Source organism: Nocardia sp. NPDC050435 (assembly GCF_040655395.1).
Classification (GTDB): Bacteria; Actinomycetota; Actinomycetes; order Mycobacteriales; family Mycobacteriaceae; genus Nocardia.
The window spans coordinates 839,298-864,054 of record NZ_JBFAJW010000002.1; the positions used below are offsets into that span (position 1 = coordinate 839,298).

29 protein-coding genes and 1 tRNA gene are annotated in these 24,757 nt (G+C 68.9%); 18 read left to right on the top strand and 12 right to left on the bottom strand.

The window, feature by feature from the left end; genetic code table 11:
• Positions 1-17: 17 nt before the first annotated feature.
• Both AB0I43_RS08280 and AB0I43_RS08285 read right to left on the bottom strand, forming a co-directional pair.
• Positions 18-767 carry a crotonase/enoyl-CoA hydratase family protein gene (locus AB0I43_RS08280; RefSeq protein ID WP_356972188.1) on the bottom strand — a complete coding sequence of 250 codons (750 nt, stop codon included), beginning with the start codon at positions 765-767 and terminating at the stop codon, positions 18-20.
• 20 nt (positions 768-787) lie between these two features.
• Entirely contained in the window at positions 788-1,486 is a 699-nt protein-coding gene (locus AB0I43_RS08285) for an HAD family hydrolase (RefSeq protein WP_356972189.1), read from the bottom strand.
• A 103-nt stretch (positions 1,487-1,589) separates the two neighbouring features.
• Here AB0I43_RS08285 and AB0I43_RS08290 point away from each other — a divergent pair, with 103 nt between their 5' ends.
• Genes AB0I43_RS08290 through AB0I43_RS08300 form a run of 3 tightly spaced genes read left to right on the top strand, consistent with a single transcriptional unit; the run spans position 1,590 to position 4,523 of the window.
• Positions 1,590-3,092: an acetyl-CoA acetyltransferase gene (locus AB0I43_RS08290; RefSeq protein ID WP_356972190.1), complete on the top strand. Its 1,503-nt coding sequence runs from the start codon at positions 1,590-1,592 to the stop codon at positions 3,090-3,092.
• Positions 3,093-3,105: 13 nt separating this feature from the next.
• A complete protein-coding gene (locus tag AB0I43_RS08295) occupies positions 3,106-3,870 on the top strand; it encodes a crotonase/enoyl-CoA hydratase family protein (protein ID WP_356972191.1) in 765 nt (254 codons plus the stop codon).
• Positions 3,855-4,523: a TetR/AcrR family transcriptional regulator gene (locus AB0I43_RS08300; protein WP_356972193.1), complete on the top strand. Its 669-nt coding sequence runs from the start codon at positions 3,855-3,857 to the stop codon at positions 4,521-4,523. Before AB0I43_RS08295 ends, AB0I43_RS08300 begins: the two co-directional genes overlap by 16 nt.
• Here the strand turns inward: AB0I43_RS08300 and AB0I43_RS08305 are convergent.
• Positions 4,520-5,293: an alpha/beta fold hydrolase gene (locus AB0I43_RS08305; protein WP_356972194.1), complete on the bottom strand. Its 774-nt coding sequence runs from the start codon at positions 5,291-5,293 to the stop codon at positions 4,520-4,522. The genes AB0I43_RS08300 and AB0I43_RS08305 overlap by 4 nt on opposite strands.
• Positions 5,294-5,404: 111 nt before the next feature.
• Between AB0I43_RS08305 and AB0I43_RS08310 the strand changes: the two genes are divergently transcribed.
• Positions 5,405-5,629, top strand: coding sequence for a hypothetical protein (locus AB0I43_RS08310; RefSeq protein WP_356972195.1), 225 nt, complete (start codon positions 5,405-5,407; stop codon positions 5,627-5,629).
• Positions 5,616-5,912, top strand: a complete 297-nt coding sequence (locus AB0I43_RS08315) for a hypothetical protein (protein WP_356972197.1) — start codon at positions 5,616-5,618, stop codon at positions 5,910-5,912. Before AB0I43_RS08310 ends, AB0I43_RS08315 begins: the two co-directional genes overlap by 14 nt.
• A 4-nt stretch (positions 5,913-5,916) precedes the next feature.
• Here the strand turns inward: AB0I43_RS08315 and AB0I43_RS08320 are convergent, their stop codons facing one another.
• The gene (locus AB0I43_RS08320; RefSeq protein WP_356972198.1) at positions 5,917-6,216 is read right to left on the bottom strand and encodes a DUF1905 domain-containing protein; all 300 of its coding nucleotides are present in this window, start codon (positions 6,214-6,216) and stop codon (positions 5,917-5,919) included.
• Between the two features lie 56 nt (positions 6,217-6,272).
• Between AB0I43_RS08320 and AB0I43_RS08325 the strand changes: the two genes are divergently transcribed.
• Together AB0I43_RS08325 and AB0I43_RS08330 are read left to right on the top strand one after the other, a co-directional pair.
• Positions 6,273-6,623 (top strand): hypothetical protein, encoded by a 351-nt coding sequence (locus AB0I43_RS08325; protein ID WP_356972199.1) that lies wholly within the window; start codon positions 6,273-6,275, stop codon positions 6,621-6,623.
• Between the two features lie 130 nt (positions 6,624-6,753).
• Positions 6,754-7,530 carry an N-acetylmuramoyl-L-alanine amidase gene (locus tag AB0I43_RS08330; RefSeq protein ID WP_356972200.1) on the top strand — a complete coding sequence of 259 codons (777 nt, stop codon included), beginning with the start codon at positions 6,754-6,756 and terminating at the stop codon, positions 7,528-7,530.
• A 32-nt stretch (positions 7,531-7,562) separates the two neighbouring features.
• On the opposite strand, the gene AB0I43_RS08335 is transcribed toward AB0I43_RS08330, so the two are convergent.
• Both AB0I43_RS08335 and AB0I43_RS08340 read right to left on the bottom strand, forming a co-directional pair.
• The gene (locus AB0I43_RS08335; RefSeq protein WP_356972201.1) at positions 7,563-7,790 is read right to left on the bottom strand and encodes a hypothetical protein; all 228 of its coding nucleotides are present in this window, start codon (positions 7,788-7,790) and stop codon (positions 7,563-7,565) included.
• A 27-nt stretch (positions 7,791-7,817) separates the two neighbouring features.
• Positions 7,818-7,888: transfer RNA gene (locus AB0I43_RS08340), tRNA-Gly, on the bottom strand.
• Between the two features lie 250 nt (positions 7,889-8,138).
• On the opposite strand from AB0I43_RS08340, the gene AB0I43_RS08345 reads away from it, so the two are divergent.
• Positions 8,139-8,306, top strand: coding sequence for a hypothetical protein (locus AB0I43_RS08345; protein ID WP_356972203.1), 168 nt, complete (start codon positions 8,139-8,141; stop codon positions 8,304-8,306).
• 20 nt (positions 8,307-8,326) lie between these two features.
• Positions 8,327-8,926, top strand: a complete 600-nt coding sequence (dcd, locus tag AB0I43_RS08350) for a dCTP deaminase (protein ID WP_356972204.1) — start codon at positions 8,327-8,329, stop codon at positions 8,924-8,926.
• Here dcd and AB0I43_RS08355 read toward each other — a convergent pair.
• From AB0I43_RS08355 to AB0I43_RS08365, 3 genes are all read right to left on the bottom strand, one after another.
• Complete coding sequence (locus AB0I43_RS08355; protein WP_356972206.1) at positions 8,872-9,273, bottom strand: hypothetical protein; 402 nt, start codon at positions 9,271-9,273, stop codon at positions 8,872-8,874. The two genes, dcd and AB0I43_RS08355, sit on opposite strands and share 55 nt — an antisense overlap.
• 10 nt (positions 9,274-9,283) lie before the next feature.
• Positions 9,284-10,123 (bottom strand): AraC family transcriptional regulator, encoded by an 840-nt coding sequence (locus AB0I43_RS08360; RefSeq protein ID WP_357431589.1) that lies wholly within the window; start codon positions 10,121-10,123, stop codon positions 9,284-9,286.
• A gap of 140 nt (positions 10,124-10,263) precedes the next feature.
• Positions 10,264-10,713: a hypothetical protein gene (locus tag AB0I43_RS08365; protein ID WP_356972209.1), complete on the bottom strand. Its 450-nt coding sequence runs from the start codon at positions 10,711-10,713 to the stop codon at positions 10,264-10,266.
• A 606-nt stretch (positions 10,714-11,319) separates the two neighbouring features.
• Between AB0I43_RS08365 and AB0I43_RS08370 the strand changes: the two genes are divergently transcribed.
• The 3 genes from AB0I43_RS08370 (at position 11,320) to AB0I43_RS08380 (ending at position 15,213) form a co-directional block, all read left to right on the top strand.
• Positions 11,320-12,321 (top strand): XRE family transcriptional regulator, encoded by a 1,002-nt coding sequence (locus AB0I43_RS08370; RefSeq protein WP_356972210.1) that lies wholly within the window; start codon positions 11,320-11,322, stop codon positions 12,319-12,321.
• Positions 12,322-12,362: 41 nt separating this feature from the next.
• On the top strand, positions 12,363-13,619 hold the full coding sequence (locus tag AB0I43_RS08375; RefSeq protein ID WP_356972277.1) for a pyridoxal phosphate-dependent aminotransferase: 1,257 nt from the start codon (positions 12,363-12,365) through the stop codon (positions 13,617-13,619).
• A gap of 298 nt (positions 13,620-13,917) precedes the next feature.
• Entirely contained in the window at positions 13,918-15,213 is a 1,296-nt protein-coding gene (locus AB0I43_RS08380; protein ID WP_356972278.1) for a YibE/F family protein, read from the top strand.
• A 41-nt stretch (positions 15,214-15,254) separates the two neighbouring features.
• Here AB0I43_RS08380 and AB0I43_RS08385 read toward each other — a convergent pair whose 3' ends face one another.
• Positions 15,255-16,718, bottom strand: coding sequence for an Hsp70 family protein (locus tag AB0I43_RS08385; protein WP_356972211.1), 1,464 nt, complete (start codon positions 16,716-16,718; stop codon positions 15,255-15,257).
• Between the two features lie 124 nt (positions 16,719-16,842).
• Positions 16,843-18,165, bottom strand: coding sequence for a UDP-glucose/GDP-mannose dehydrogenase family protein (locus AB0I43_RS08390; protein WP_356972213.1), 1,323 nt, complete (start codon positions 18,163-18,165; stop codon positions 16,843-16,845).
• A gap of 311 nt (positions 18,166-18,476) precedes the next feature.
• Here AB0I43_RS08390 and AB0I43_RS08395 point away from each other — a divergent pair, with 311 nt between their 5' ends.
• The 6 genes from AB0I43_RS08395 to AB0I43_RS08420 all read left to right on the top strand — a co-directional run bounded on the left by AB0I43_RS08395 (position 18,477) and on the right by AB0I43_RS08420 (position 22,938).
• The gene (locus tag AB0I43_RS08395) at positions 18,477-18,956 is read left to right on the top strand and encodes a hypothetical protein (protein WP_356972214.1); all 480 of its coding nucleotides are present in this window, start codon (positions 18,477-18,479) and stop codon (positions 18,954-18,956) included.
• 54 nt (positions 18,957-19,010) lie between these two features.
• Positions 19,011-19,544, top strand: coding sequence for a YdcF family protein (locus AB0I43_RS08400; RefSeq protein WP_356972216.1), 534 nt, complete (start codon positions 19,011-19,013; stop codon positions 19,542-19,544).
• 142 nt (positions 19,545-19,686) lie between these two features.
• Positions 19,687-20,916 carry an acyl-CoA dehydrogenase family protein gene (locus AB0I43_RS08405; RefSeq protein ID WP_356972217.1) on the top strand — a complete coding sequence of 410 codons (1,230 nt, stop codon included), beginning with the start codon at positions 19,687-19,689 and terminating at the stop codon, positions 20,914-20,916.
• Positions 20,916-22,058, top strand: a complete 1,143-nt coding sequence (locus AB0I43_RS08410) for an acyl-CoA dehydrogenase family protein (protein ID WP_356972218.1) — start codon at positions 20,916-20,918, stop codon at positions 22,056-22,058. The genes AB0I43_RS08405 and AB0I43_RS08410 overlap by 1 nt, the downstream gene beginning before the upstream one ends.
• 47 nt (positions 22,059-22,105) lie before the next feature.
• Entirely contained in the window at positions 22,106-22,573 is a 468-nt protein-coding gene (locus tag AB0I43_RS08415; RefSeq protein WP_356972219.1) for a hypothetical protein, read from the top strand.
• Positions 22,574-22,587: 14 nt separating this feature from the next.
• Positions 22,588-22,938, top strand: coding sequence for a hypothetical protein (locus AB0I43_RS08420; RefSeq protein ID WP_357431591.1), 351 nt, complete (start codon positions 22,588-22,590; stop codon positions 22,936-22,938).
• 54 nt (positions 22,939-22,992) lie between these two features.
• Here AB0I43_RS08420 and AB0I43_RS08425 read toward each other — a convergent pair.
• The coding region (locus AB0I43_RS08425) for a heterodisulfide reductase-related iron-sulfur binding cluster (protein ID WP_357431593.1) at positions 22,993-24,757 on the bottom strand (1,765 nt) is incomplete at its 5' end.

Genomic DNA, 24,757 nt, shown 5'->3' on the forward strand with positions numbered 1-24,757 from the left:
ATGTCTCATTTCGCTTGCTATTTGCTGCCACCCCGGGCCAGGCGCAGGATCAGCGGCAGCTGAGTGGCGCGTTCCAGGGCGAAAGTCCGGCGCGCCGACGCCTGCCAGGAGCGATCGAACATGCGCTTGGCGCCCGCGACCGCGTGCGGCGAGCGGGCGGCGATCCGGTCCGCGAGTTTTTCCGCGGCGGCCAGCGGGTCGGCGGTGACCTCGGTGACCAGGCCGACGCGCTCGGCGTAGGCGGCGTCCACGACGTCGGCCGTCATGGTCAGCAGCAGCGCCTTGTCGATGCCGATGAGCTGGGACAGCGACGCCGCGCCGGTCATGTCCGGCACCAGCCCGTGCTTGGCCTCCATGACCGAGAATTCCGCGTCCGGGGTGGCGAAGCGGACGTCGGCGGCCAGGGCGATCTGCAGGCCGCCGCCGAAGCACCGGCCGTGCACGGCGGCGATCACCGGCACCGGCAGCCGGCGCCAGGCCCAGCACGCCTCCTGGAACGTATTGGTCCCCCGCCACGGCAGCGGCACGAACGCCCGCACGATCGCCAGTGGATCGCTGGTCGCCTTCGCGACATCCAATCCGCTGCTGAAACTCGGCCCGTTCCCGGCCAGAATGACCGCACGCACCCCCTTGCGCGCCCTGATCTCATGCGCGGCGTCGATCAATCCGCGCAGCATCTCGATCGTCAGCCCGTTGTGCTTGTCCGGCCGAGCCAGGGCGACATAGGCCCGATCGCCCTCGAACCGCACCGTGATATTGGAACCCATGCCCGGATCTTACCCGTGAGTCAGTTCCCCGGCGGCGGTGTGAGCCCGGCGAGATTGGTGACCAGGTGCAGTTGGCGCTTGGTGTGATCGCGCAGCGGGGGAATGAGCAGCGTCGGCATGCCTATGTCGGCGGCCGCGCCGTCGCGGGAACTCCGGTCGCCGACCATCAGGGTGTGTTCCGCGCTGGTGCCGAGCCTGGTGAGCATCAGCTCGAAGATCGCCGGGTCGGGTTTCTGCACGCCCTCCTTGCTGGACAGCACGAATTCGTCGACCAGGCCGTCGAGTCCCGCTTCGGCGAATTCCGGTGCGATGTCGAAATGAATGTTGCTGAGAACGCCGATGCGGCAGCCGTTTTCGCGGAGCGTGCGCAGGGTTTCGGCGGCGTCGACGGCGAAAAGATTGTGCTCGGTGCTGGAATCGACGTCGAACAGGGCCTGGGCGAGATCGTCGTCGAGTTCGGCGTCGTGAAACACCTCGAAGTAGGTCTGCCGGTGCCGCTCGAAACTGATGTTGCCCTGCGGTGATTTGAGGCGGTTCGGTTCACCGGCGGCTCTCCGGATGTCGCGCAGCAGTCGGGTGACCGCGTCCTCGCCGGCCTCGCGGCCGATTCGGCGCAGCGCCGTTCCGGCCCAGCCCCGGGCCGACAGTTCCGAGACGAGGGTGCCCCGCCAGTCGAAGACCACGCCCCCGAAGGGTGTGCCGTGTGTGCTTGGGATCACATCGCGCACCTAACCACGTGTCCTCGGCCCATTGCCAGGCGATGCGGCCCTGTGGTCTGATTCCAATTACCGTCAGTGCTGACGGGAACTGGATGGAGGAACAATGCTGCCAGCCGGAATGGACCCGCGGACACCGGTCATCGTCGGTGCCGGACAGGTCGTGCACCGGTCGGGCGAGCCGGGGCACCCGGGCCCGGTGGAACTCGCCACCGAAGCGCTGCGCCGGGCGGGCGCGGACAGCGGCACCGGTGACCGCCTGCTGCGCTCCGCCGATCTGATCGCCGCCGTCGCGCCGGTGAGCAAGCCCTACCCGGACCTGGGCGCACTGGTCGCCGCCGAACTCGGCGCCGCGCCGCGCCGTACCGTGCAGTCCGCGCGCTTCGGCGGCGACGCACCGCAGCGGCTGCTCAACACCGTCGCCCAGGCCATCGCCGACGGACGTAGCGAGGTCGCGCTCCTCACGGGTGCGGAAGCCGTCGCCTCCTGGAACGCCGCGAAACGGGCAGGCGTGCCGGTGGATTGGCCGGAGCAGGACGAAACCGGTTGCGAGATCATCGGATCCGAGCGCGGCCCCAACTCCGATATGGAGACCGCCGCCGGGCTGTGGGGGCCGGTCTATTTCTACGCATTGATGGAGACGGCGCTGCGGGCCCGCCTGGGCCTGAGCGAATCCGAGCATCGCGCCCGGATCGGCGGCCTGTGGTCGCGGTTGTCCGAGGTGGCCGTGCGCAACCCGTACGCGTGGCAGCCCACCGCGCATTCCGCCGCCGAACTCACCACGCCGTCGCCGGCCAACCGGCTGGTGTCGACGCCCTATCCGAAACTGCTCATCGCGAACCTGACGGTGGATCTCGCCGCGGGACTGGTGGTGTGCAGCGCCGCCGCCGCGGACGCGGCCGGGGTGCCGCGCGAGCGCTGGATCTTCCCGCACGCCGGCGCGACCGCCACCGACGAATGGTTCGTCTCCGAGCGCGCCGACCTGAGCGCCTCACCCGCCATCGCCGCGGCGGGGCAGGCCGCGCTGGGTCACGCCGGACTCGGCATCGACGCGGTGGCGCACGTGGACCTGTACTCCTGCTTCCCGGTCGCGGTGCAGGTCGCGGCCGAAGCGCTGGGGCTGCCGATCGATGATCCCGCGCGCCCGCTGTCGGTCACCGGCGGCTTGACCTTCGCGGGCGGCGCGGGCAACAACTACACCACCCATTCGATCGCGACCATGGTCGCGCGACTGCGGGAGCACCCCGCGGACTTCGGGCTCACCACCGCGCTCGGCTGGTACATCACCAAACACGGTGTGGGCGTGTACTCGGCGAAACCGCCCGCGCGGCTGTTCCGTTCGATCGAAGCCGAGGTGCCGGCCGCGCGCCGCGAGCCCGCGCCCGGCTACACCGGGCCGGCGGCCGTCGAGGCGTACACCGTCGCGTATCGCAAGAGCCGCGACGGCGGCGACGAACCCGAAGCCGTGGTCGTCAGCGCCCTGAATCCGGCGGGCGCCCGCATACTGGTGCGGGCCTCCGACGCCGGGACCGTCGCGGCGTTCACCGACGGCGATCCGATCGGCGCCCGCGCCGAGATCGCCGCCGCGGACAAGCTCAATCTGCTCTGAGAGAGGGACTTTCATGACTGATCCGATTCTGGTCGAACGGCAGGACGCGATCACCGTGCTGACCGTCAATCGGCCCGAGGCACGCAACGCCATCAACCTGGCCACCGCCCAGGCCATCGAGGCCGCTCTCGACGAGTTCGAGGCCGACGACAGCGCGCGCGTGCTGGTGCTGACCGGTGCGGGCGGAACCTTCAGCGCCGGAATGGATCTGGTCGCGGCCTCGAAGGGGGAGATGCCGATGACCCAGCGCCGCGGCCCCCTCGGCATCGCGGCGCGGCCGCCGGTGAAACCGATGATCTCGGCGGTCGAGGGTTTCGCGCTGGCGGGCGGTTTCGAGCTCGCGCTCTCCGGTGATCTGATCGTCGCGGCCGGCAACGCCCAGTTCGGCATTCCGGAGGTCAAGCGCGGGCTGGTCGCGGTGGGCGGCGGCGTGCTGCGGCTGACCCAGCGCCTGCCGCGCAGCATGGTCGCCGAACTGGCGCTGACCGGCGGCCGCGTCGGCGCCGAGCGGCTCTATCAGCTGGGGCTGGTCAACCGGATCACCGAGCCCGGCGGCGCGCTGGCCGGTGCGCTGGAACTGGCCGCGGAGATCGCCGCCGCCGCGCCGCTGGCCGTCGCGGCGAGCAAGCGGATCATCGACGAGTCGCCGGACTGGACGGCGGCGGAGGCGTTCGCTAAGCAGGGCGAGATCGCCCTGCCCGCACTGTTTTCCAAGGATGCCGCCGAGGGTGCTCTGGCGTTCGCGCAGAAGCGCGAACCGCAGTGGCAGGGGCGCTGACCCCGATGGCGCAGCGCGTCCGGGAGACGCAGGCACAGCGCACCTCCCGGATGCGCACCCGGCTCCTGGACGCGGCGATCCAGAGCCTGGTCGACGACGGGTACGCGGGTACCACCACCTTGGCGGTGCAGAAGCTGGCCGGTGTGCCGCGCGGCACGCTGCAGCATCATTTCCCGACCAAGGCCGATCTGCTCGCGGGCGCGGTGGAGCACCTGGCCGCGCGCCGCGGGGACCAGCTGACCAGGGAATTCGAGGCGATCCCGGCCGGCGCCGACCGGCTCGAGGTCGCCGTCGAGCTGACCATGCGCATGCTCAGCGGCCCGTCTTTCCTTGCCGCGCTGGAGATCTGGGTGGGCGCACGCACCGATCCCGAGCTGCTGGCGAAGTTCCTGCCGCTGGAACACCGGCTCTTCGATCTGATGCACACCAGCATCCGCGAGGCGTTCCGGGCCGAATTCCCGGACGATCCCCGGGTGCCGACCATCACCGAGTTCACCATCGAGATCATGACCGGCCTCGCCATGCGCGCCCTGCTCACCGGCGACGTGGACCGCAATCGAATTCTGCAGTGGCGCTGGCGGAACGCGGTGCGGATCCTGCTCGGCACCGCGCCGCCGGAGACGCTGACGGCGGCGCGCGAGCCGGGCGCCTAGCGCGCGGTGTCGAGCAGCACCCGCGCGCACGCCGCCGGATCGTCGTAGAAGGGCGTGTGCCCGCTGCCGTGCAACGTGACGTGGGTGGCGCCGGGCAGCAGGGCCTTGGCGCGGCGGCTCTGGGTGCGGTAGGTCAGCAGGATGTCCCGATTGCCCCAGGCGATGGTGACCGGGAGTTCGGCGAGCGCGGCGAGGTCGGGCAGCCGGGCCGCGGCGAAGGAGTCCAGCGCGGGCTGGAACCCCAGGACCTGGGCACCGCGGGCGGTGTCGATGGCGATCTGCGGTGACAGCGCCCACGCCTTGCCGACGACCAGCGTCAGGAAGACGGTGCGGCCCGCGGCGGTGCCGAGGATGCGCGGCATGAGTGGTCCGAGCGGGCCGAGCAGCCCGCGCGACCGCCCCAGCGACTGCTGGCACCAGACGCGACCGGCCTTGTCCCAGAACCCGATCGGGGAGTAGGCGGTGACCGAGCGGCCCAGCCCGCGCGCCGCGAGTTTCAGGGCGATCAGGCCGCCCATCGAGTTGCCTGCCAGGTGTGCGCGCTGGATGCCTTGCGCGGCAAGGAAATCGGCGAGCGCGTCGGTGAGGGTGTCGACCGTGGTGTGTGGCAGCGGGGCGGATTCGCCGAAGCCGGGCAGGTCGACGGCGATCACCTCGAACGATTCGGCCAGCGTGTCGATGATCGGCTCCCAAACCTGCCAGCGGCTGCCGACGCCGTGCACCAGAACCAGCGGCTCCCCGGACCCGGTCCGATGGTGATTCAACGTCATGGCGCGACCCTCTGCTCCGGCTTACTGGCGATATGCCAACAGTAGCGTAACGGACCGGTACCGACCGGGAAACCGCTGGCCGGGAGCCGGTTCATCGGTACGATAAAAGGTATGGCAACACGTAAGGTCACGCTCTCGCTCGATGAGGCGGCCTGGTCCTACGCCGAACAGGCCGCGGCCCGCGCCGGCATGTCGCCCTCGGCGTGGATTTCCAAGGCGGCCCGGCGCGAGGCCGTGCGCACCGGGGTGGGGCCGGTGCCGGATATCAGCGCGCAAGCGGCCGCGGACGAAGCGGAGCTGGCCGCCGCGGAACGGGAGATGCGTGCGCAGGGGTGAACTGTGGACCTACCACCCGCACGGCTCCACCCGCCGGCGCACCATCGTGCTGATCAGCAGTGACGGCATCCACGAATCGCCCCGCCGCTGGCTGATCGCCGCGGAGGTGATGGACGAAAATCCGAACGACATCCTCGCCGTCACCCTGCCCGGCCACGGCTGGGTGCACGCCGGCAATATCGGCCGCATCTACCGCGACTGGCTGGCCGAGCGCGTCGACGAACTCGCGCCCGACATCGTCGAGCGCCTCGACACCGCCCTGCGCGCGGCCATGGACCTGTGAACCGCTAGAGCACGATCTCCAGATCGACCCGCGGCCGCGACCCGGCCTCCAGCCGCTCGGCGACCCGCACCGGTTTCTTCACGGGCAGCACATACGTGCCGCGCTCCTTGTCCGGGAACACCGATGTCGTCCAGAGGCTCGCCCCGATCCGCACCTGCACCTTCACCGCGCCGAAACCGTTGGCGCGGTGTGCGTATTGATCCTCGATCTCGTCGGCGACAGCCTCCGGCAGGGACACGAAATGCCAGGACCCCATGCTCGGGTGTTCCCACACCTCGGCTGTGAACGAATACTCCGATGCCACACCCGGACTGTAGCGGCGCACACCGACAACTCCCGGCGCTCGCTACGCTGGCGGAGGTGCCCCTAGTCGAGGTGACCTACGCCCCCCACGTCCCCGAATCCACCCTGCGCGAGCTGGCCGACCAGCTGCCGCACCTGGTCTCGGTGGCCGTCGAATGTCCCGAGGAGCCCTACGACGGCGACCTGCAACCCGGCGACGTCGAGATCCGGTTCCGCCCCCTCGGCCCCTTCGACCGCTCCGGCCTCGACGCCGTCATCGAGATCCGCTCCAAATACTTCGACAGCCGCGCCGCCGACCGCCAGGACCGCGTCGACTCCCTGCACGAGGCCCTCGAATCCGCCACCGGCCTGCGCGATTTCGGCATCTACCTCAGCCTGCCCGTCGCCGCCTGGGCGCAGAGCGAGTAACCCGGCAGAAAAATACCGGGCGGCCGGAACGCCATCGTGCGGGTGGCGTCGAATGCACTTCCGAAGATCCGAAGCCGATGCCGGGCGCGCGCCGCCCGGCTCCGAACCAAGATCAAGGAGGCCTGAGCCTGTGAGTGATCCGCTCTGGTTGGCCGATGTCCTACGCGCCGAAGGGCTGCGCGTGCTCGAGCACGACGGGTGGCGTGAGCGCGGGCACGGCGATTTCGGCGACATCCGCGGCGTGCTGTGTCACCACACCGCCGGTGGCGGCGAAAACGACTGGCGCATCGTCCAATACGGGCGGCCAGATCTGGCGGGCCCGCTGGCGCAGCTGGTGCTCGAACGCGACGGCACCTATCGGGTGATCGCGGCGGGCGTCTGCTGGCACGCCGGGCGCGGGTCCTGGCCGGGCTGGCCCACCGACAACGCCAACTTCCACGTGATCGGCATCGAGGCCGTCTCGCGCGGCGACGGAACCGACTGGACCGCAATCCAGCTCGACGCCTACAAGCGCGGCTGCGCCGCGATCCTGCGCCATCTCGGCCGCGACGCCGGCGACTGCGTCGCGCACCGCGAGTACAGCAGCGAAGGCAAGATCGACCCCACCGGCATCGATATGCACGCCTTCCGCCACGACGTCCAGACCATCATCGACGGCATCCCAGGAGGGACCATGGCAGCGCTCGAGGAAACCTTCGTCAACTTCAAGGGCGAGCGGGTCACGCTCGGCACCGCGATCCGCCACATCGACCAGTACGTCAACGAACTGCGCGAGCAGATCGGCGGCCCCATCCCGCTGAAGGGCTGGCCGCAGCTGGGCGACCGCACCCTCGTCGACGCGGTGGCCGCGATCGGCGCCGAACTCCGTATCGACGGCTTCACCGACCTGTCGCGCGTCGAGAAGTAGCCGCCCGCCGGACCAGGGCCCGACCGCGCCGCTCAGCGCCGTTCGACCCTGGTCACCCGGTGACCCCGCCGCGCGCTCGTCTCCCAGTAGGTCCCGTTCCGCCACTGCCGCCAGACGGCGATCTGGCGCCTGCGCGCCCCGTCGTCGACCAGCCCGGACAGATAGGCCAGCTGCTCCTGCGTCAATTCGAGATCGTCCGGCACCTTCATGACCGCTTGGACGCAGCCCGCCCGCCCGGCGTTCCACAGAAAAATCCCCACCTGCGAAACAGCAGGTGGGGATCTCGGAGCCGATGACGGGAATCGAACCCGCGCTGTCTGCTTGGGAAGCAGAAGTTCTACCATTGAACTACATCGGCGTACGCCAGAGCATGGTCGCGAGCTTAGCAGACCCGCTCCGCCGGGGGTCAACTCCATTACCGTCCGGCGCGCGCGGTGGTTCGCCGGACCCGCCGGTCGGCGCGATCGAATCGGGTGCGGCACAACACTATTGCCCCGGTGCTACCTTCCGGCCGTCTGACCTGGTACTTATTAGGAAGTCGAAGGTTGCCGGATGGGGGTCGGGCCCGTCGATTGGCTATTCGGTGACTATCGGAGGAGGCTCGACGAATGAGTCAAGAAGACGGGTATGTACCCGGGCTATTCAGTCACGAGAGTGCGCCGCTGACGGCGTACCCCGCCGCCGACGACAGCGGCGCGCACCATCGGCCGGTGTTCAGCGCCGACGATTCGGGTGCGAAGCTCGATGAGCCGGGTCCCGGGCAGCGCGGCAACTAGCAGGCACTACGCTGCTGGGCGTGCTGCTTTCCGATCGTGACATTCGCGCGGAGATCGCCGCTGGGCGGCTCGGGGTCGAACCGCTGCTGGCGAACCTGATCCAGCCGTCGAGCATCGATGTGCGGCTGGACCGGCTCTTCCGCGTCTTCGACAACTCGCGCTACACCCATATCGATCCGGCGCAGCGCCAAGACGAGTTGACCAGCCTGGTGGAGCCCGCCGAGGGGGAGCCGTTCGTGCTGCACCCCGGCGAGTTCGTGCTCGGCTCCACTCTCGAGGTGTGCACGCTGCCCGACGATCTGGCCGGACGGCTGGAGGGCAAATCCAGCCTGGGCCGGCTCGGCCTGCTCACGCACTCCACCGCGGGCTTCATCGATCCGGGGTTCAGCGGGCACATCACCCTGGAGCTGTCGAACGTCGCGAACCTGCCGATCACGCTGTGGCCGGGCATGAAGATCGGGCAGCTGTGCCTGATCCGCTTGAGCAGCCCGGCCGAGCATCCGTACGGCAGCGCGACGGTCGGCTCCAAGTACCAAGGCCAGCGCGGCCCGACGCCGTCGAAGTCCTACCTCAATTTCCCGCTGTCCGCGGACGTGGTCAGTTCCGTCGAGTCCCGCTGAAAGTGCTTGCGGGCCGCGGCCGGTAGCCACAGCAGGGGCAGCACGATCGTCGAGAGCGTCCAGCCGAACAGCAGGGCGGCGTGCACCCCGGTTGCCGGGAACAGCGCCCACACCACGAAACGCCCGGCGAACTGGCAGCCGAGCAGCACGGTGACGGTGCCCCGCGCCCAGCCGCGGCCCCGCCACAGCGGCAACAGCAGCGCCGCGTAGAGCGGCGCGCCGATCAGGTGATAGACGGTCCCCGGATTCCAGCCGAACGGCGGAACCGACAGGACGACAAGGTGGTTGACCGCGTGCACGCCGACCCCGACGGTCGCGATCCGCACGGGAAGCGGTGTTCCGGACATGGGTGTGACGCTAGAACCGCACCCCGGCGGCGGTCTTGGACGAATCGGCCGCGGCCCGGATCAGCCGGCCCGGCGGCGCACCGGCGAAGCGCTGGAAGGCGCGGGTGAGATGGGACTGGTCGTAGTACCCGAAGCGGGCGGCGACCGCGCCGGCGTCGGCCCCGGGGCGCGTCAGCGCGTCGAGCGCACCCGAGAACCGGAGCAGGGAACCGTAATCCTTCGGCGCCAACCCGACCTGATCGGCGAACCGGCGGCGGAAATGCCGGTGACTCCAGCCGATCTCGCGGGCCAGCACCCCGATCGGGACGCCACCCCCGCTGTGCCGCAGCACCCGCACCGCGTGCGCGACCACCGGGTCGGGCGGCTCGGCCGCCGCGAAGCGCTCCCGCAGGAAGGTCGTGACCTGGGCGAACCGCTCGGGCCAGGTGCCGGTTTCGGCGAGCCGCTCGGTCAGCTCCGCGACGGGAGGGCCGAGCAGTTCGTCCAGGGGCGCAGCGGTGTTGCGCAAGTCGTCCAGCGGCACGCCGAGTAACCGGCGCGCCGCCAACGGTTCGAGCTGCAGTTGCACACTGTGCATCCGACCGGCGTGCTCGGTCATCCCCGCGCGATCGTGCAACCCGACCACCAGGGCGGTGGGCTGTATCGATCGCCCGCCGAACACGCCGTCCAGCGCGAACACGATTTTCACCGTCCCGCCCGGAATCTTGCGCCGCCGCACCGGTTCCGGCTCGGTGACGTCGAACCCGAAGCAGCGCAGGACGTCGAGCCCGGCGGTCAGCGCGGCGGGTGCGTGCACGACCTGCCGCGCGCGCACCTGATAGGTCCCGCGCAGGTCCAGTGCGGCGTCCATGGCTCCACTATGCCGAATGTGGTTGCGCCACGGCCGGGTCCGCCTCGTCGACTGTTCAGGGTGAGGCGGACCCGGCCGGTTCAGCAACGCCCCGGGCGCGGGCGAACCCGGGGCGGCGGCGGGGACCGACGACGCAATTTTCAGTCCCCGCCACCCGCTCCCACCGCCAGGGCCGTCGTGAGGACGACGGACAGCGGTGGGAGCGTGTCGCCGCGTCTCGGCGGGCTGACCCAGAAGCACCCTTCCCGGGTCCAGCGACCGAGACCGGTCGGCAACATCACGGCACTGCCGATCGCAGGTATACCGATGTCGAGCCGGTTCAGTACCTCCAATACCTGCGTTCCCGGCCGGCTGTCCGGCGCGGCGAGGAAGCTCCAGCGAATCTGCCGGGCCAGCATCGGACCCCTCGTCCCCTGCTGTTCCAGTGCCGCTCTTACCTTTTCGGCGCGAGCCGTAGGCAGGTGCACGACACAGATACGGCCGCTGATGGGCAGCATCGCGAATCCACCACGCTCGAGCACCGGTAAGTCGTACTCGTGTCGGTAGAAGGCCACCCAATCATCGACTGACCTGAGTTTGTCCACATTCACGGCCAACTCCTTGCCTCCTGCATCAAGGGTCGCCTGTGTAACGCGTATGCGGTAACGCCCTGCTACCCGCATTCCGCTGCCCTTTCACTGCCTTTGCCGGCGGGCCGCCAGGACTCAACCGGATGAAGTGATAGCTACACCGAATTGTTTGTGGCCGTAGACACAAAGCGCTCGTACCCTGGGAAAGAGTTGATTCGAAGGGATGACATCGTGGTCAGGCAGTGGTCAGGAAGAGAGACCCGTGCCCTTCGCGATGCCAAGCGGATGAGTATCCGGGAGTTCGCCGCTCACCTCGGAGTGCACGAACGCCTGGTATCGAAGTGGGAGGCGGGCGGCGCCCGCGTCCATCCACGACCGATCAATCAAGCCGCACTCGACACATCCCTGGCAAGGTCCGACGATGTGGTGCGGGCCCGGTTCGTGGACTTGATCGAGCACCTGGGTACTCCCGGCCCCGGGTCCGCTGGGTCTGCCGCGCCTGGTTTCGAGACATCGGCCGCCGCGGCCGGTGTGACTTATTCGAGCGACGCGGACCTTTTGGCTCTCATAGATGCCGGTGCGATGAGAGGCGATGCGTTAGCAGCGATTTCGGAGAGGGATCTGATCATGGCGGCTGCCCACGAGGCCAGCGAACACGCCGGCCAGGCCGAGAGCACCAATGTCGGTGCCAGCACCCTGGACCAGCTCGATGCCGATGTCACGCGCATCGCGAACGACTACGTGCACATTCCACCGGTGCCGATGATGGTCGAGATGCTGCGGGTGCGGCGCCGGGTCTACCGGCTGCTGGAGGGGCATCAGCGCCCCGCCGACACCTCGCACCTGTACCTGCTGGCCGGCACCCTGTCGGGGTTGCTCGCCAACGCCAGCACGGATCTGGGCTATTACGACGCGGCGGGCGAGCAGATCCGCGCGTCCTGGGCGTACGCGGAACTATGCGGGCACAACGGCTTACGAGCCTGGACCCGCGGCATGCACGCGCTCATCGAATACTGGTCGGATCGCCCGCGTCGCGGTGTGCTGCTCGCGCAGAGCGGGCACGAGTACGCCGATTCGGCCACGGCGAAGGTCCGGCTGCTCAACATCGAGGCCAGGATCTGGTCGATGATCGGCAGCCCGGTCGACACGCACCGCTGTATCCAGGCCGCCGAGCAGGCGCGCGAGATGGCGGCCACCGACGATCTGCACGACGAGGTCGGCGGCGTCTTCGGTTTCCCGGACGCCAAGGCGCAGTACTACGCGGGCGCCACCTACATCCATCTCGGCGAGGCCGAACCGGCCCTGGCCGCCACCCAGCACGCGATCGAGCTGTACGCCGGCGGCCCCTCGGAGAAGCGCTCCTACGGCGCCGAGGCGCTGGCCCGGGTGGACAACGCGGCCGCGCACCTGATCAACGGCAGCCTGGACGGCGCGGCCGAGGCGCTGCACCCGGTGCTCGGCCTCTCCGAGGACCGGCGCATCGTGCAGCTGGAAGCCCGGCTGACCGGCGTGCGCCGGCGGATCGCCGCGCCCACCTTCCGCAACGCGTCGGAGGCGCGTTTCCTGGACGAACGGATCGAGGAGTTCTGCGGCGCGACGGCGGCGAAAGGCATACCGCCAGGTAGTTAGGTGCGCGGGCCATCGATAAAAGGATTGCCGAGGATGGCACCATTGATCGGGTGAGCCCGAGTCATCTACCCCATCAGCCGCCGCGCGCCCTCGAGCAGTCCACCAAGCTGCAGAACGTTCTCTACGAGATTCGTGGGCCGGTACACGCGCATGCGGCACGGTTGGAGGCCGAGGGGCATCGCATCCTCAAGCTCAACATCGGCAATCCGGCGCCGTTCGGTTTCGAGGCGCCCGATGTGATCATGCGCGACATCATCGCCGCGCTGCCCTACGCGCAGGGCTACTCGGAGTCCAAGGGCATCCTGTCGGCGCGTCGCGCCATCGTGACCCGCTACGAGCTGGTGCCGGGCTTCCCGGAATTCGACGTCGACGACGTCTTCCTCGGCAACGGCGTCTCCGAGCTCATCACGATGACCATGCAGGCGCTGCTGAACAACGGCGACGAGGTGCTGATCCCGGCGCCGGATTACCCGCTGTGGACGGCCATGACCAGCCTGGCCGGCGGCACGCCGGTGCACTACCTGTGTGACGAGGCCAACGGCTGGCAGCCCGATATCGCCGATATCGAATCGAAGATCACCGACAAGACCAAAGCGCTGCTGGTGATCAACCCGAACAATCCGACCGGCGCGGTGTACTCCACCGAGGTGCTGCAGCAGCTGGTCGACCTGGCGCGCAAGCATCAGCTGCTGCTGCTGGCCGACGAGATCTACGACAAGATCCTCTACGACGACGCCAAGCACATCTCGCTGGCCGCGCTCGCGCCCGATCTGCTCTGCCTGACCTTCAACGGCCTGTCCAAGGCCTACCGGGTGGCGGGCTACCGGTCCGGCTGGGTGGTGATCACCGGCCCGAAGGAGCACGCGGCCGGTTTCCTGGAGGGCCTGTCGCTGCTGGCCTCGACCCGTCTGTGCCCGAATGTGCCCGCACAGCACGCCATTCAGGTGGCGCTGGGCGGTCATCAGAGCATCGAGGATCTGATCCTGCCGGGCGGTCGACTATTGGAGCAGCGCGATGTGGCCTGGGAGAAGCTCAACATGATCCCGGGCGTCTCGTGCGTGAAGCCCAAGGGCGCGCTCTACGCCTTCCCGCGCCTGGATCCGAATGTGCATGAGATCCACGACGATTCGAAGCTCATCCTGGATCTGCTGCTGCAGGAGAAGATCCTGATGGTGCAGGGCACCGGCTTCAACTGGCCCGATCACGATCATCTGCGGATCGTCACGCTGCCGTGGGCGCGCGACCTCGCGGTGGCGATCGAGCGGTTCGGCAACTTCCTCGCCAGCTACCGGCAGTAGCCCAGGCTTCCGGGCTGAAAACAGACCGCCAGTCTGGATAAGTTGCGCTTTTAAATACTTACTAGCGCAAAACTCTGAGTTTTGTGTACAGTAGCTCTCGGCACTTCTAGTGCCCGGTCGGGTTGTCTACCCCCCCTGGACAACCTGGCCCTCGGGTTCGGCCGCCTACCCCCCCTGGGCGCCGGCCTGCGGGCGGCGGAGACATCCCCCTGCTCTCCGCCGCCCCCTCCCGAAAACTCTTCGCGCAGTTCAGCGCACCCGCCACCGCGAGTTTGAAAATGAAATCCTTTAAGCTCGGCTGGTGACGGAGCACCATCATCACCACCACGACCATTCCGGGCCCATCGCGATCGGCGACACCGCCGCGCGCGTGGTGATCGGGTTACTCACCGTCATCGGGATCGCCGTCATCGCCGGCGCCGTCCTGCTGTGGCCGAGCAAGCAGCACATCGACATTCCCCTGCCCATGCAGAACGCGGGCGGCGGCGCGGTGCAGACCGAAGCCGGCACCGTGGTGCTGCAGGACGTCGGCCCCTGCGGCAGCCCCTCGATCGGCAAGGTCTTCCCCGACAAGCCCCTCGCGCCGCGCAACGACGCCTACCAGTGCCAGCGCAGCATCATCACCATCGACTCCGGGCCGCACCAGGGCAGCCGGACACTGCTCGAAATCGCGCCCGGGCCAGGTCAACCCGACCTGAGGGCCGGCGACGAGATCCGCATCGTGCGCCAAGCCGATCCCAGCGGAACGCCGATGTACTCCTTCGAGGACTACTCGCGCGGGCTGCCGCTGCTGCTGATCTTCCTGGTCTTCGTCGTCGTGATCATCGTGGTCGCGCGCTGGCGCGGCTTCCGGGCGCTGATCGGCCTGGTGATCGCGTTCGCGGTCCTGGTCGGGTTCATGCTGCCCGCGCTGCTGGACGGCAAGCCCGCGATTCCGGTCGCGCTGGTGGCGGGCTCGGCGATCCTCTACGCCGTGCTCTATCTCGCGCACGGGGTCTCACTGCGCACCAGTTCCGCGCTGCTGGGCACCCTCGCCTCGATGCTGCTCGCCGCGGTCCTGTCCTGGCTGGCGATCGAGATCACCCACCTGACCGGGCTGTCCGAAGAACAGAACACCAACGTCGCCACCTACCTCGGGCACGTCAGCATCACCGGCCTGCTGCTGGCCGGCTTCATCATCGGCTCGCTCGGCGTGCTCAACGACGTCACCATCACCCAGGCCTCGGCCGCCTTCGAACTCGCCGCGCTGGACCGCGAGGCCACCCGCCGCGAGGTTTTCGCTGCCGCCATGCGCGTCGGCCGGGACCACATCGCCAGCACCGTCTACACGCTGGTGCTCGCCTACGCCGGTGGCGCGCTGCCGCTGCTGCTGCTGTTCAGCGTGGCCGGCCGGTCGATCCGGGACGTGCTCACCGGCGACGCGGTGGCCATCGAGATCGCCCGCTCCTCGGTCGGCGGCATCGCGCTCGCGCTGTCGGTGCCGCTGACCACGGGCATCGCGGTCATGCTGGCGCGTCCGTTCGGCCGGGGGCGGCGACCGCAGCGCCGTCCACCCGCCCCGGCGCCCCGGCGCGCGCGGCACGCCCGGACCTGAGCACGCGAACGCCCCTCTGGTTCCAGAGGGGCGTCGGCCGATCAGCCGCCCGGCGGCGGCGCCGGGAACAGATCCGGCGGGATCGTGGGCACCACGATCGGCGGAAGGAACGGCACCGTAAAGGTATTCGGGCCCGGCGTGGGCGGCGGCGCGGTGGTGGTCGTGCGCCGCGGCGGCGGTGCGGCCGCCGACTCGGTCTCGGTGGTGGTCGTCGCGGGCGCGACCGCGATCTGCGGTTCCAGGGTGGTGGTGCGCGGGACGCTGGAGGTGGTGGCCGGCGGCGACCCCTCGCTGCTGTTGGAATCCCGGGTCAGCACCTGCTGGCCGTAACCCAGGCCGATGCCGATCGCGGCGACCACCGCCAAGGCGCTCACGGTGAGCACGGCGCCGTTGAGTTCGCGTTTGCGGCGCGGGTGATCCGCCAGGGCGGCCGGCGTCTCGTCGTAGGAGCGTTTGCGGGCCTTGGGCGGCCGAGCCTGGCCCCAATCCTGGCCGGGATCCTCGTTGCCGAGCCAATCGTCGTCGGCCAGATCGTTCTTGCGCTTGCGCTTGCCCTTCTTCGGCGGCGCCGATAGCCAGGCCGGCGACAACTCCTCGTCGTCGAAGGCCATGGTGGCCGGCGCGGGCGCCTGCGCCGCGGCGGGACGGACCGCCGGGCGGGCCAGCAGCGCGGCGCCGCGCGCGGTGACCGTCTCGGGGCTCTCCGGCACGATGACCGGCACCCCGATCCAGTGCTCGAGCACCTTGGCGACCAACGGGATCCGGGCACAGCCGCCGATGACGAGCACGCCCTGCACCGGTCGGCCGGCGCGGGCGATCACATCGCGGGTCATCCGGGCCGAGGACTCGATCGCCGTCACGACCAGCGCCTCGAAATTCTCCTGCGCGAGCAGGACCAGGCCCTGTTCGCTCGGCAGCGCGACGGCGGTGTTCGACGAGAGCTGCTCTTTGGCCTCGCGGCACAGCGCGTCCAGGGCCGCCAGGCCCGCCGGGTTCTGCGGGTGCGCGATCCGGCCGGAGGCGATCTGCTGCTCCCGGATCAGCGAATCCAGGTAGTCGCCGCTGATTTCGCTGGTGCGCTCGGTGTAGCGGACCTCACGGGTCTGGGTGTCGACGACGCTGACCGTCAGGCCGGAGCTGCCCAGATCGTAGACGGCGAGAGAATTGATGCCCCGGATTTCGCCTGTCGCCGTGGCGTATTCGAGTGTGGCGAAGATCTCGGGGACCAGCTCGTAGTCGGTGAGCTGCTGGCGGGCCATGGCCGCGCGCACCGAGCGGGCCTGCTGCTCACCGCGATAGGCGATGGCGGTGGCGCGGATATCGGGCGCGGTTTCCAGGGTGACGCCGACCGCCTCGGCCGCGGCTTCCTCGCCGGGATGCTCGCGGACGGGGATGGTGTGCAGGTCGAAGCCCTGCGGACTGACCGGGCCCTGGGGGTTCTGGGCGTGCGGGCGCGCCATGCGAACAGCGCCGGCCCCCACCGAAACTCCCAGTACCGAACTCATCAGCTGCCTATCTTGTCACGCTTTCCGACATGCGAGCCCGCGTCGGCCACGACGGAGACTGCAGGGGACCTTACCGGCGATGTTCGATCCCACTCAAGCGCCCAGTGCCTGGCACGCTGCAACTCTACGGTGTGCCGAGACCCGCGTACACCCATCCGGCCGCTCTCCAGGTGGCACGATTGAGACAGTTCCGGCCGTCGATGATGGAGCGTGCCCGCACCACCCGGTCCAGTTCCGCCGGGCGCAAGGCGGTGAATTCGTCCCACTCCGTGAGCACCAGCACCACGTCCGCGCGATCGCAGGCCTCCGCGACCGAGGTGGCGTAGTTCAGGGTCGGGAAGACGCGGCGCGAATTCTCCACGGCCTTCGGGTCGTACACGGTGACCACCGCGCCGTGCAGCTGGATCATGCCGGCCACGTTCAGCGCGGGGGAGTCCCGCACGTCGTCGGATTCGGGTTTGAACGCGGCGCCCAGCACCGCGACATTCGCGCCCAGCAGCGAACCGCCGCAGGCCCGGGTCGCCATGTCGACGACCTTGGTGCGGCGGCGCATATTGATGTTGTCGACCTCGCGCAGGAAGGCCACCGCGTGATCGGCGCCCAGCTCACCCGAGCGGGCCATGAACGCGCGGATGTCCTTGGGCAGGCAGCCGCCGCCGAAACCCAGCCCCGCGTTGAGGAATCGGCGGCCGATGCGGGCGTCGTAGCCCAGTGCGTCGGCCAGCATGGTGACGTCGGCGCCGGTGGCCTCGCACACCTCCGACACCGCGTTGATGAACGAGATCTTCGTCGCCAGAAAGGCGTTCGCGGACGCCTTGACGAGTTCGGCGGTGGCCAGGTCGGTCAGCAGGAACGGGACCTCGTGCTCGATCAGGTCCGCGTAGATCTCGCGGACCAGGTCCTCCACCCACGCCGAATTCGCGCGCTCGCGATCGACGCCGAGCACCAGCCGGTCCGGGCGCAGCGTGTCCTGGACGGCGAAGCCCTCGCGCAGGAACTCCGGATTCCACGCCACCTCGACTTCGGCGCCCGACCGCGCGCGGGCCCGATCGCCCAGTGCCGCAGCGGTTCCCACCGGCACCGTGGACTTGCCGACGATCACCGACGGCCGCTCCAGCAGCGGGGCCAGCGTATCCACTACGGCGTGCACATATTTCAGGTCCGCGGCGTACTCGCCCTTCTTCTGCGGCGTGCCCACACCAAGGAAATGCACCTGCGCGTGTGCCGCCGCCTCCGGATAGGACGTGGTGAACCGCAACCGCCCCGCGTCGAGATTGCGCCGCAGCACCTGCTCCAGCCCGGGCTCGTAGAACGGCACCACCCCGTCCGACAATTTCGCGACCTTGCCCGGGTCGACATCCACCCCGATCACGTCGTGCCCGAGATCGGCCATGCACGCCGCGTGCGTAGCCCCGAGGTACCCGGTTCCGAAAACTGTGCAGCGCATGATCGATTGGTAGTCCCCGACGATGGACATGCCCCGACCGCGAAGCGAGGCATGCGGCAACATCAGGTGTACATGTGGTGCCCGGCCTCATGACCAGGGTTTTTGTCAGCCTTCGGGGTGCGCACACTGCAGTCGCGGACAGACCGGAAGTCTGATCGGAACCCCACGGACGGTAGGGATTCAACCCCGTAATTCAGTGAAACGTCGTTCGGTCGCCCCGAGTCCGGGAGAACATTCTGGCGCCGCATCAACTCCTGTCGGGGGGAGCTCACCTGCGGTCGAATCAGCCGCCGGTGCCAGGAGTCCGTGTTATGAGCATGCCGCAACAATCGTCCAAGAAGCGCACGCCGGTCTGGGTGTGGGTCGTCGCCGTATTCGGCGTTTTGCTGGTCATCGGAGCGATCGGCAATGCCGGGGGTAACGGGGACAAGGCTGCGCAGCCGATCACCACGACGCCCTCGGGCGCAGCCATGCCGTTGGTGGCCGCACCGACCACCGCGCAAGCGCCGCCGGTCGTTTCCTCCGAAGCCCGACCGCCCACCACGCAGGCCGCTACCCGAGTGGCCATGCCCAGCGTCGTCTGCATGAATCTGCAAGCAGCCCAGAACGCGATCCAGGCCGCGGGCGTCTTCTACTCGCGTTCCACCGATGCCACGGGGAAAGGGCGGATGCAGTTGTCGGACCGGAACTGGATCGTGGTCTCGCAATCGCCGTCACCGGGTGTGCTCATCGGTGAAGGCGATGCGGTGCTGTCGGTGGTCAAGATCGGCGAGCCGAGTATGTGTAGCTGAACACGTCCCGCACGTCGGTAGGTCGGTGCAGGTCACCGCACTAGCATCGGATTGATGCGACGAAAGGGTATCGCCGCGACGCTGCTGAGCGTCGTCGTTCTCACGGTCGTCGTCGCCGGATTGTGGCCGGTCTACGTGCGGCCGCGCACGGATGTGCCGGTGCGGGCGGATGCGGTTCTGGTGCTGGGTGGGGCCCATGACGGGCGGGAGCAGTTGGGGTTGCGGTTGGGGCGGGAGGGGGTCGCGCCGTGGGTGGTGTTCTCGGATCCGTATACGAACAGCGCGATGATCAATCGAATCTGTCACGGGGGCTACAGCTTCCGGGTCAGTTGTTTCGATCCCGAGCCGCGCACCACCCGGGGGGAGGGGCGGGCGCTGGCGCGGCTGGCGCGGGAGCACGGCTGGCGGCGGGTGGTCGTGGTGACCTTCACTCCGCACATCTCGCGGGCCCGCTACATCCTCGGCAAATGCTGGCCCGGTGAACTCCTGTTCGTGGACCCGCGGCCGCGGCTGTCGGTGGCGCGCTGGGCCTACGACTACGTCTATCAGTCGGCCGGCTATGTGAAGGCGTACTTCGAAGACTGCTGACCGGCGCGAACGCAGAATGCCTGGTCAACTGCGGGCGGGTGGCATCAGTTTGATTTCGCGGGTGGCCGGGCTTACATTGGCGGCAGGCGGGCCGGTCCTGGCCTGCGGTAATGCAGTGTGGCAACCCCCTCTGGGAGGGCAGATGGAATACGACTGGTCAGCTGAAGATCTGGCCTTCCGGGACGAGGTCCGGCAGTTCCTCGAGGCGAACCTGACGCCGGAACTGCGCCGCGCCGGGCGACTGGCGACGAGCGTGTACGCCGACCACGAGGCCAGCATGCAGTGGCAGCACATCCTGCACGCGCGCGGCTGGGCCGCGCCGGCCTGGCCCGTCGAATTCGGCGGACAGCCCTGGAGCCTGACCCAGCACTACATCTTCGGGCGCGAACTCACCCTCGCCGGTGCGCCGCTGCTCTCGCCGATGGGCATCCGCATGGTCGCGCACGCGATCATCGCCTTCGGCACCGAGGAACAGAAGTCCTACTTCCTGCCCCGCATCCTGACCGGGGAAGTGTTCTTCTGCCAGGGCTATTCCGAACCCGAGTCCGGCTCCGACCTCGCCTCGCTCAGCATGGCGGCGGTCGAGGACGGCGAGGACCTGATCTGCACCGGCAGCAAGATCTGGACCACCCACGCCACCGAGGCGAACTGGATCTTCTGCCTGGTCCGCACCTCGCGCGCCGGCAAGAAGCAGCAGGGCATCACCTTCCTGCTGATCGATATGACCACGCCCGGCATCGAAATCCGGCCGCTGGTCATGTCTTCCGGCGAGGAGATCCAGAATCAGGTCTTCTTCGACAACGTGCGCGTGCCCAAGGCCAATGTGCTCGGCCGCCTCGACGAAGGCTGGACCGTCGCCAAATACCTGCTCATCCACGAACGTGGCGGCGCGCTCTCGCCGATGCTTCAGGTCCTGGCCGAGGACGTGGCCACCGCGGCCGCCGACCAGACCGGCCCGGACGGCAACCAACTGCTCGACGATCCCGCCTTCGCCCGCAAGCTGGCCGAGGTCCGGATTCGCACCGAAGTGCTCGAAATCCTGGAATACCGCACGCTTTCCGCGATGGCACAGGGCAAGAATCCCGGGCCCGCCTCCTCGATGCTCAAGGTGCTCGGCACCGAATTGAGCCAGCAGCTCACCGAATTGAAGCTGGAGGCGGCCGGACCGCGCGGACGGGTGTACCAGCCGCACGCCACCAAACCGGGTGGACCCGTCGCCGAATACACCCCGCCCGCAGACGGTTACGTCAGCGGCGCGGAGTGGCAGGCCGTCGCGCCGCTGCACTACTTCAACGACCGGGCGGGCTCGATCTACGCGGGCAGCAACGAAATTCAGCGAAACATCCTCGCCAAAGCAGCATTGGGGCTCTGATGGACTTCTCACTCAGCAAGGAGCAGGAACTCCTGCGCGCGGCGCTCGCCGGATTCCTCGGCGCTCGCTACGACTTGGAGCTCAGCCGCAAAGCCGCCAAGGGCGGCGCGGGCTGGCAGCCCGAGGTGTGGCGCGGATTCGCCGACGAGCTCGGCATTCTCGGCGCCACCCTGCCCGAGGACGTGGACGGTATGGGCGGTGGGCCGGTCGAGCTGATGGTCATCGCCGAGGAACTGGGCCGGGCGCTGGTGGTCGAACCGTTCATCGACACCGTCGTGGTCGGCGCGGGTTTGCTCCGGCGGGCCGGGGGAGCGGAAGACACGCTGCGCCAAATCGTTTCGGGTGCGGTGCGGACGGCCTTCGCGGCGCTGGAACCGTCCTCGGGGCACACGCTGCACGACGTGTCGACCACCGCGCGCCGTGACGGGGACGACTGGATCCTGGACGGCACCAAGATCGTGGTGACCAGCGCACCGATCGCGACCCACCTGATCATCAGCGCGCGCACCGCCGGCGCGCGGCGGGATCAGGACGGAATCTCGTTGTTCCACCTCGCCTTCGATCCCGCCGACCCACCGGCCGGGGTCGAGCTGCACGCGTACCGCACCATCGACGACCGGCCCGCCGCCGACCTGGTGTTCACCGGATTCCGGCTGCCCGGCACGGCGCTGCTCGGCGCCGAAGGCGCGGGCTGGGCTGCGATCGAGCCGACCGTGGACGAGGCCATCGCGGCGACCTGCGCGGAAGCCGTCGGCGCGATGAGCAAGGTACTCGCCGACACCGTCGAGTACACCAAGCAGCGGCAGCAGTTCGGCGTCCCGATCAGCAGCTTCCAGGCCCTGCAGCACCGCATGGTCGACATGCACATGGAACTCGAACAGGCCATCGCCGCAACCTATCTGGTGATCTACTCGCTGCACGCCGGCCCGGCGGCCCGCGCCCGTGCCGCCTCCGCCGCCAAGGTCACCATCGCCCGCGCCGCCCGCTTCCTCGGCCAGAACGCCGTCCAGTTGCACGGCGCCATGGGCATGACCGAAGAACTGGCCATCGGCCACTACTTCAAACGCCTGACAGCCATCGAATCCGAATACGGCACCACCGACGCCCACCTCACCCGCTACGCGGCCCTGACCAGGGCATAGCCGCTTCGGCGCCAGGATATCTGAACTAGTTCTGATATCCTGGCGCTATGAAGACGACAGCAACGTGGTCGGAATTCCTACGCGATCCCAACGGGGTGCTGGCGGCCATGGAGCAAAGCGGCGAAGTCGTACTCGTGCGCCGCTCCGCCCCCGCCCTGCGGCTGTCCGACGACCGGGCGGCCTCGGCTACGGAGGAGACGCTCGCCGCCCTCACTCAGCTGCTGGCTATCGCCATGGACGACACACTGCTCGAGCAGTTGGCCGGTCGGCTCACGCTCGTCTTTCCCTGGATCGAACTGCTTCCGGCGTCCGCCCGTCTCGAATTCGTGGCCGAGTTCCTGAATACGGCACGCGGGGGTCTGTCCGTCGGCAACCTGGACAGGTTGACGATCGTCCTGGGCGCTTGGCGCGATACCGCTGCGGCCTACGCCGATCCGAACATCGAGGTCGATGGCACCGATCTGGATCGGCTCCCCGAACCGGAGCCTGCGCCTGACCCTCGGGCCACCTCATGAGCAGAGCACAGGACGTGCCGCGACCGCTGAAGCGGAGCGAGTACTCGCTCGAGTTCATCACCAGCCAGGCTCGCAAAGGGTGGGTCGATTGTGTCGCCGTCGCCCGGAACGCGATGGCCGATGCTTGGGACACACTCACCAGGGAACCGGAGCGGCAGTCGCCGCGCCTGTATCCCCTTCGCGCGGAGTTGCGCTACGGCACCTATGCGGGCCGGACCTACGAGCGCTATCAGTACAAGTTCAGCGACGGTGGTCGCTTGTGGTATTTCGTCGACCCTGCGCCGAAAGGCAGTCGCAGTGCCGGGCGGGTTTTGCTCGAGCGGTGTATGCCCGGGCATCCGAAAAGAAACCGAGTAGTGCTCTAGCCCAATAACAACGACCCGGGTCCAGTGGACCCGGGTCGTCTTGTTCAGGTGGTGCTAGTTCTTGCGGCCGGGGGCCTTCGCTCCCGACTTGAAGCCGAGGCCGCCTGGCTTTGCGGTCGGCGGGGCAACCGAGGTGGTGCCGTTGCCGTTGGCGGGCTGGTCCGGGGCGGTGGTGGCTTCCGGGGCATCCTCGGCCGGAGCCGATTCGGCAGGAGCCGATTCAGCCGTGCCCGACTCCGCCGGGGCTGATTCAGCCGGGCTCGACTCCACCGGGGTCGACTCCACCGGGGTCGACTCCACCGGGGCAGAGTCGGCCGGGGCCGACTCTGCCGGGGTGGCGGCCGATTCAGCCGGGGCGGCGTTGCCGGGGGCCTTCGGGCCGGGGCGCTTGAAGCCGGACTTCATGGCCAGGCCCTTGGCCGCGACGGTCGGTTTGACCTCCTCGCCCGCGGGGGCGGACGGTTCGGGGGTCGAAGCCGGTTCGGCGGTGGCAGTTTCGGCAGGGGTGGAGTCGGCGGGGGCCGGTGCCGGGGTGGCTGCCGGAGCCTTGGCGCCCGGGGCTTTCGCGCCGGGGGCCTTGGCCTTGCCCTTCATGCCCAGGCCCTTGACCGGAGCGGCCGGAGTCTCGGCCGCCGGTGCTTCGGTAGCCGGGGTTTCGGCGGCGGGAGCCGAGTCGTCCTTGGCGCCCGGGGCTTTCGCCGCACCCTTCATGGCCAAACCCTTGCCAGGGGCCTTGGCCGGGCCCTTCATGGCCAGACCCTTGACCGGGGCCGCGGGCTTCTCCTCCGCGGCCGGTTCAGCCGGAGCCGCGGCCTTGGCGCCGGGAGCCTTGGCGGCACCCTTCATGCCCAGACCACCCGGAGCCTTGGCGGGGCCCTTCATGGCCAGACCCTTGGCCGCGGGCTTGTCCTCAGCCGCCGGTTCGGTGGTCCCGGCACCGGGGGCCTTGGCGGCACCCTTCATGCCCAGACCACCGGGAGCCTTGCCGCCCTTCATCGCCAACCCGCCACCAGGGGCCTTGCCGCCCTTCATAGCCAACCCGCCACCAGCGGGCTTGGCCGCCGCCGCAGGAGCCTCCGCCGCAGCGGCAACCGGTTCAGGCTCCGGTTCGGGTTCGGGTTCGGGGGTTTGTTTGGGTTCCTGGATTACGACCAGGTTCGCACCCAACTCATCAGCCTCGACTCGGGTGATCGCGTCCAGCATCAACTGGGCCACATCCACCACCTCGACCCGGTCGGCGGCATCGATCTCGGCTTGGCGCGCGGTCACACCATCGGACAGCATGACCCGGCAGAACGGGCAACCCGTCGCGATCTTCGTGCCCGCACCCGGGCTGGAATCGATCGTTTCCAACGCTTCGTCGACACGGTCGTTGTTGATCCGTTTGCCGAGTTGTTCTTCCATCCACATCCGCGCACCACCCGCGCCGCAGCACATCGAGCGTTCCCCGTGCCGGGGCATCTCGACCAGAGTGGAACCCGAGGCTTCCATCAGCTCACGCGGAGCGTTGTAGACCTTGTTGTGGCGGCCCAGATAGCAGGGGTCGTGGTAGGTGATCTGCTGGCTGACCGAGGCCACCGGCACCAGTTTCTTCTGCCGCACCAGCCGGTTCAGCAGCTGGGTGTGGTGCACGACCTCGTAGGTGCCCCCGATCTGAGGGTATTCGTTGTTGAGGGCGTTGAAGCAGTGCGCGCAGGTGACCACGATCTTCTTGCGGGACTGCTCGACACCGTCGAAGACCTCGTTGAGGGTTTCGATGTTCTGCTGGGCCAGCTGCTGGAACAGGAACTCGTTGCCCGCGCGGCGGGCGGAGTCACCG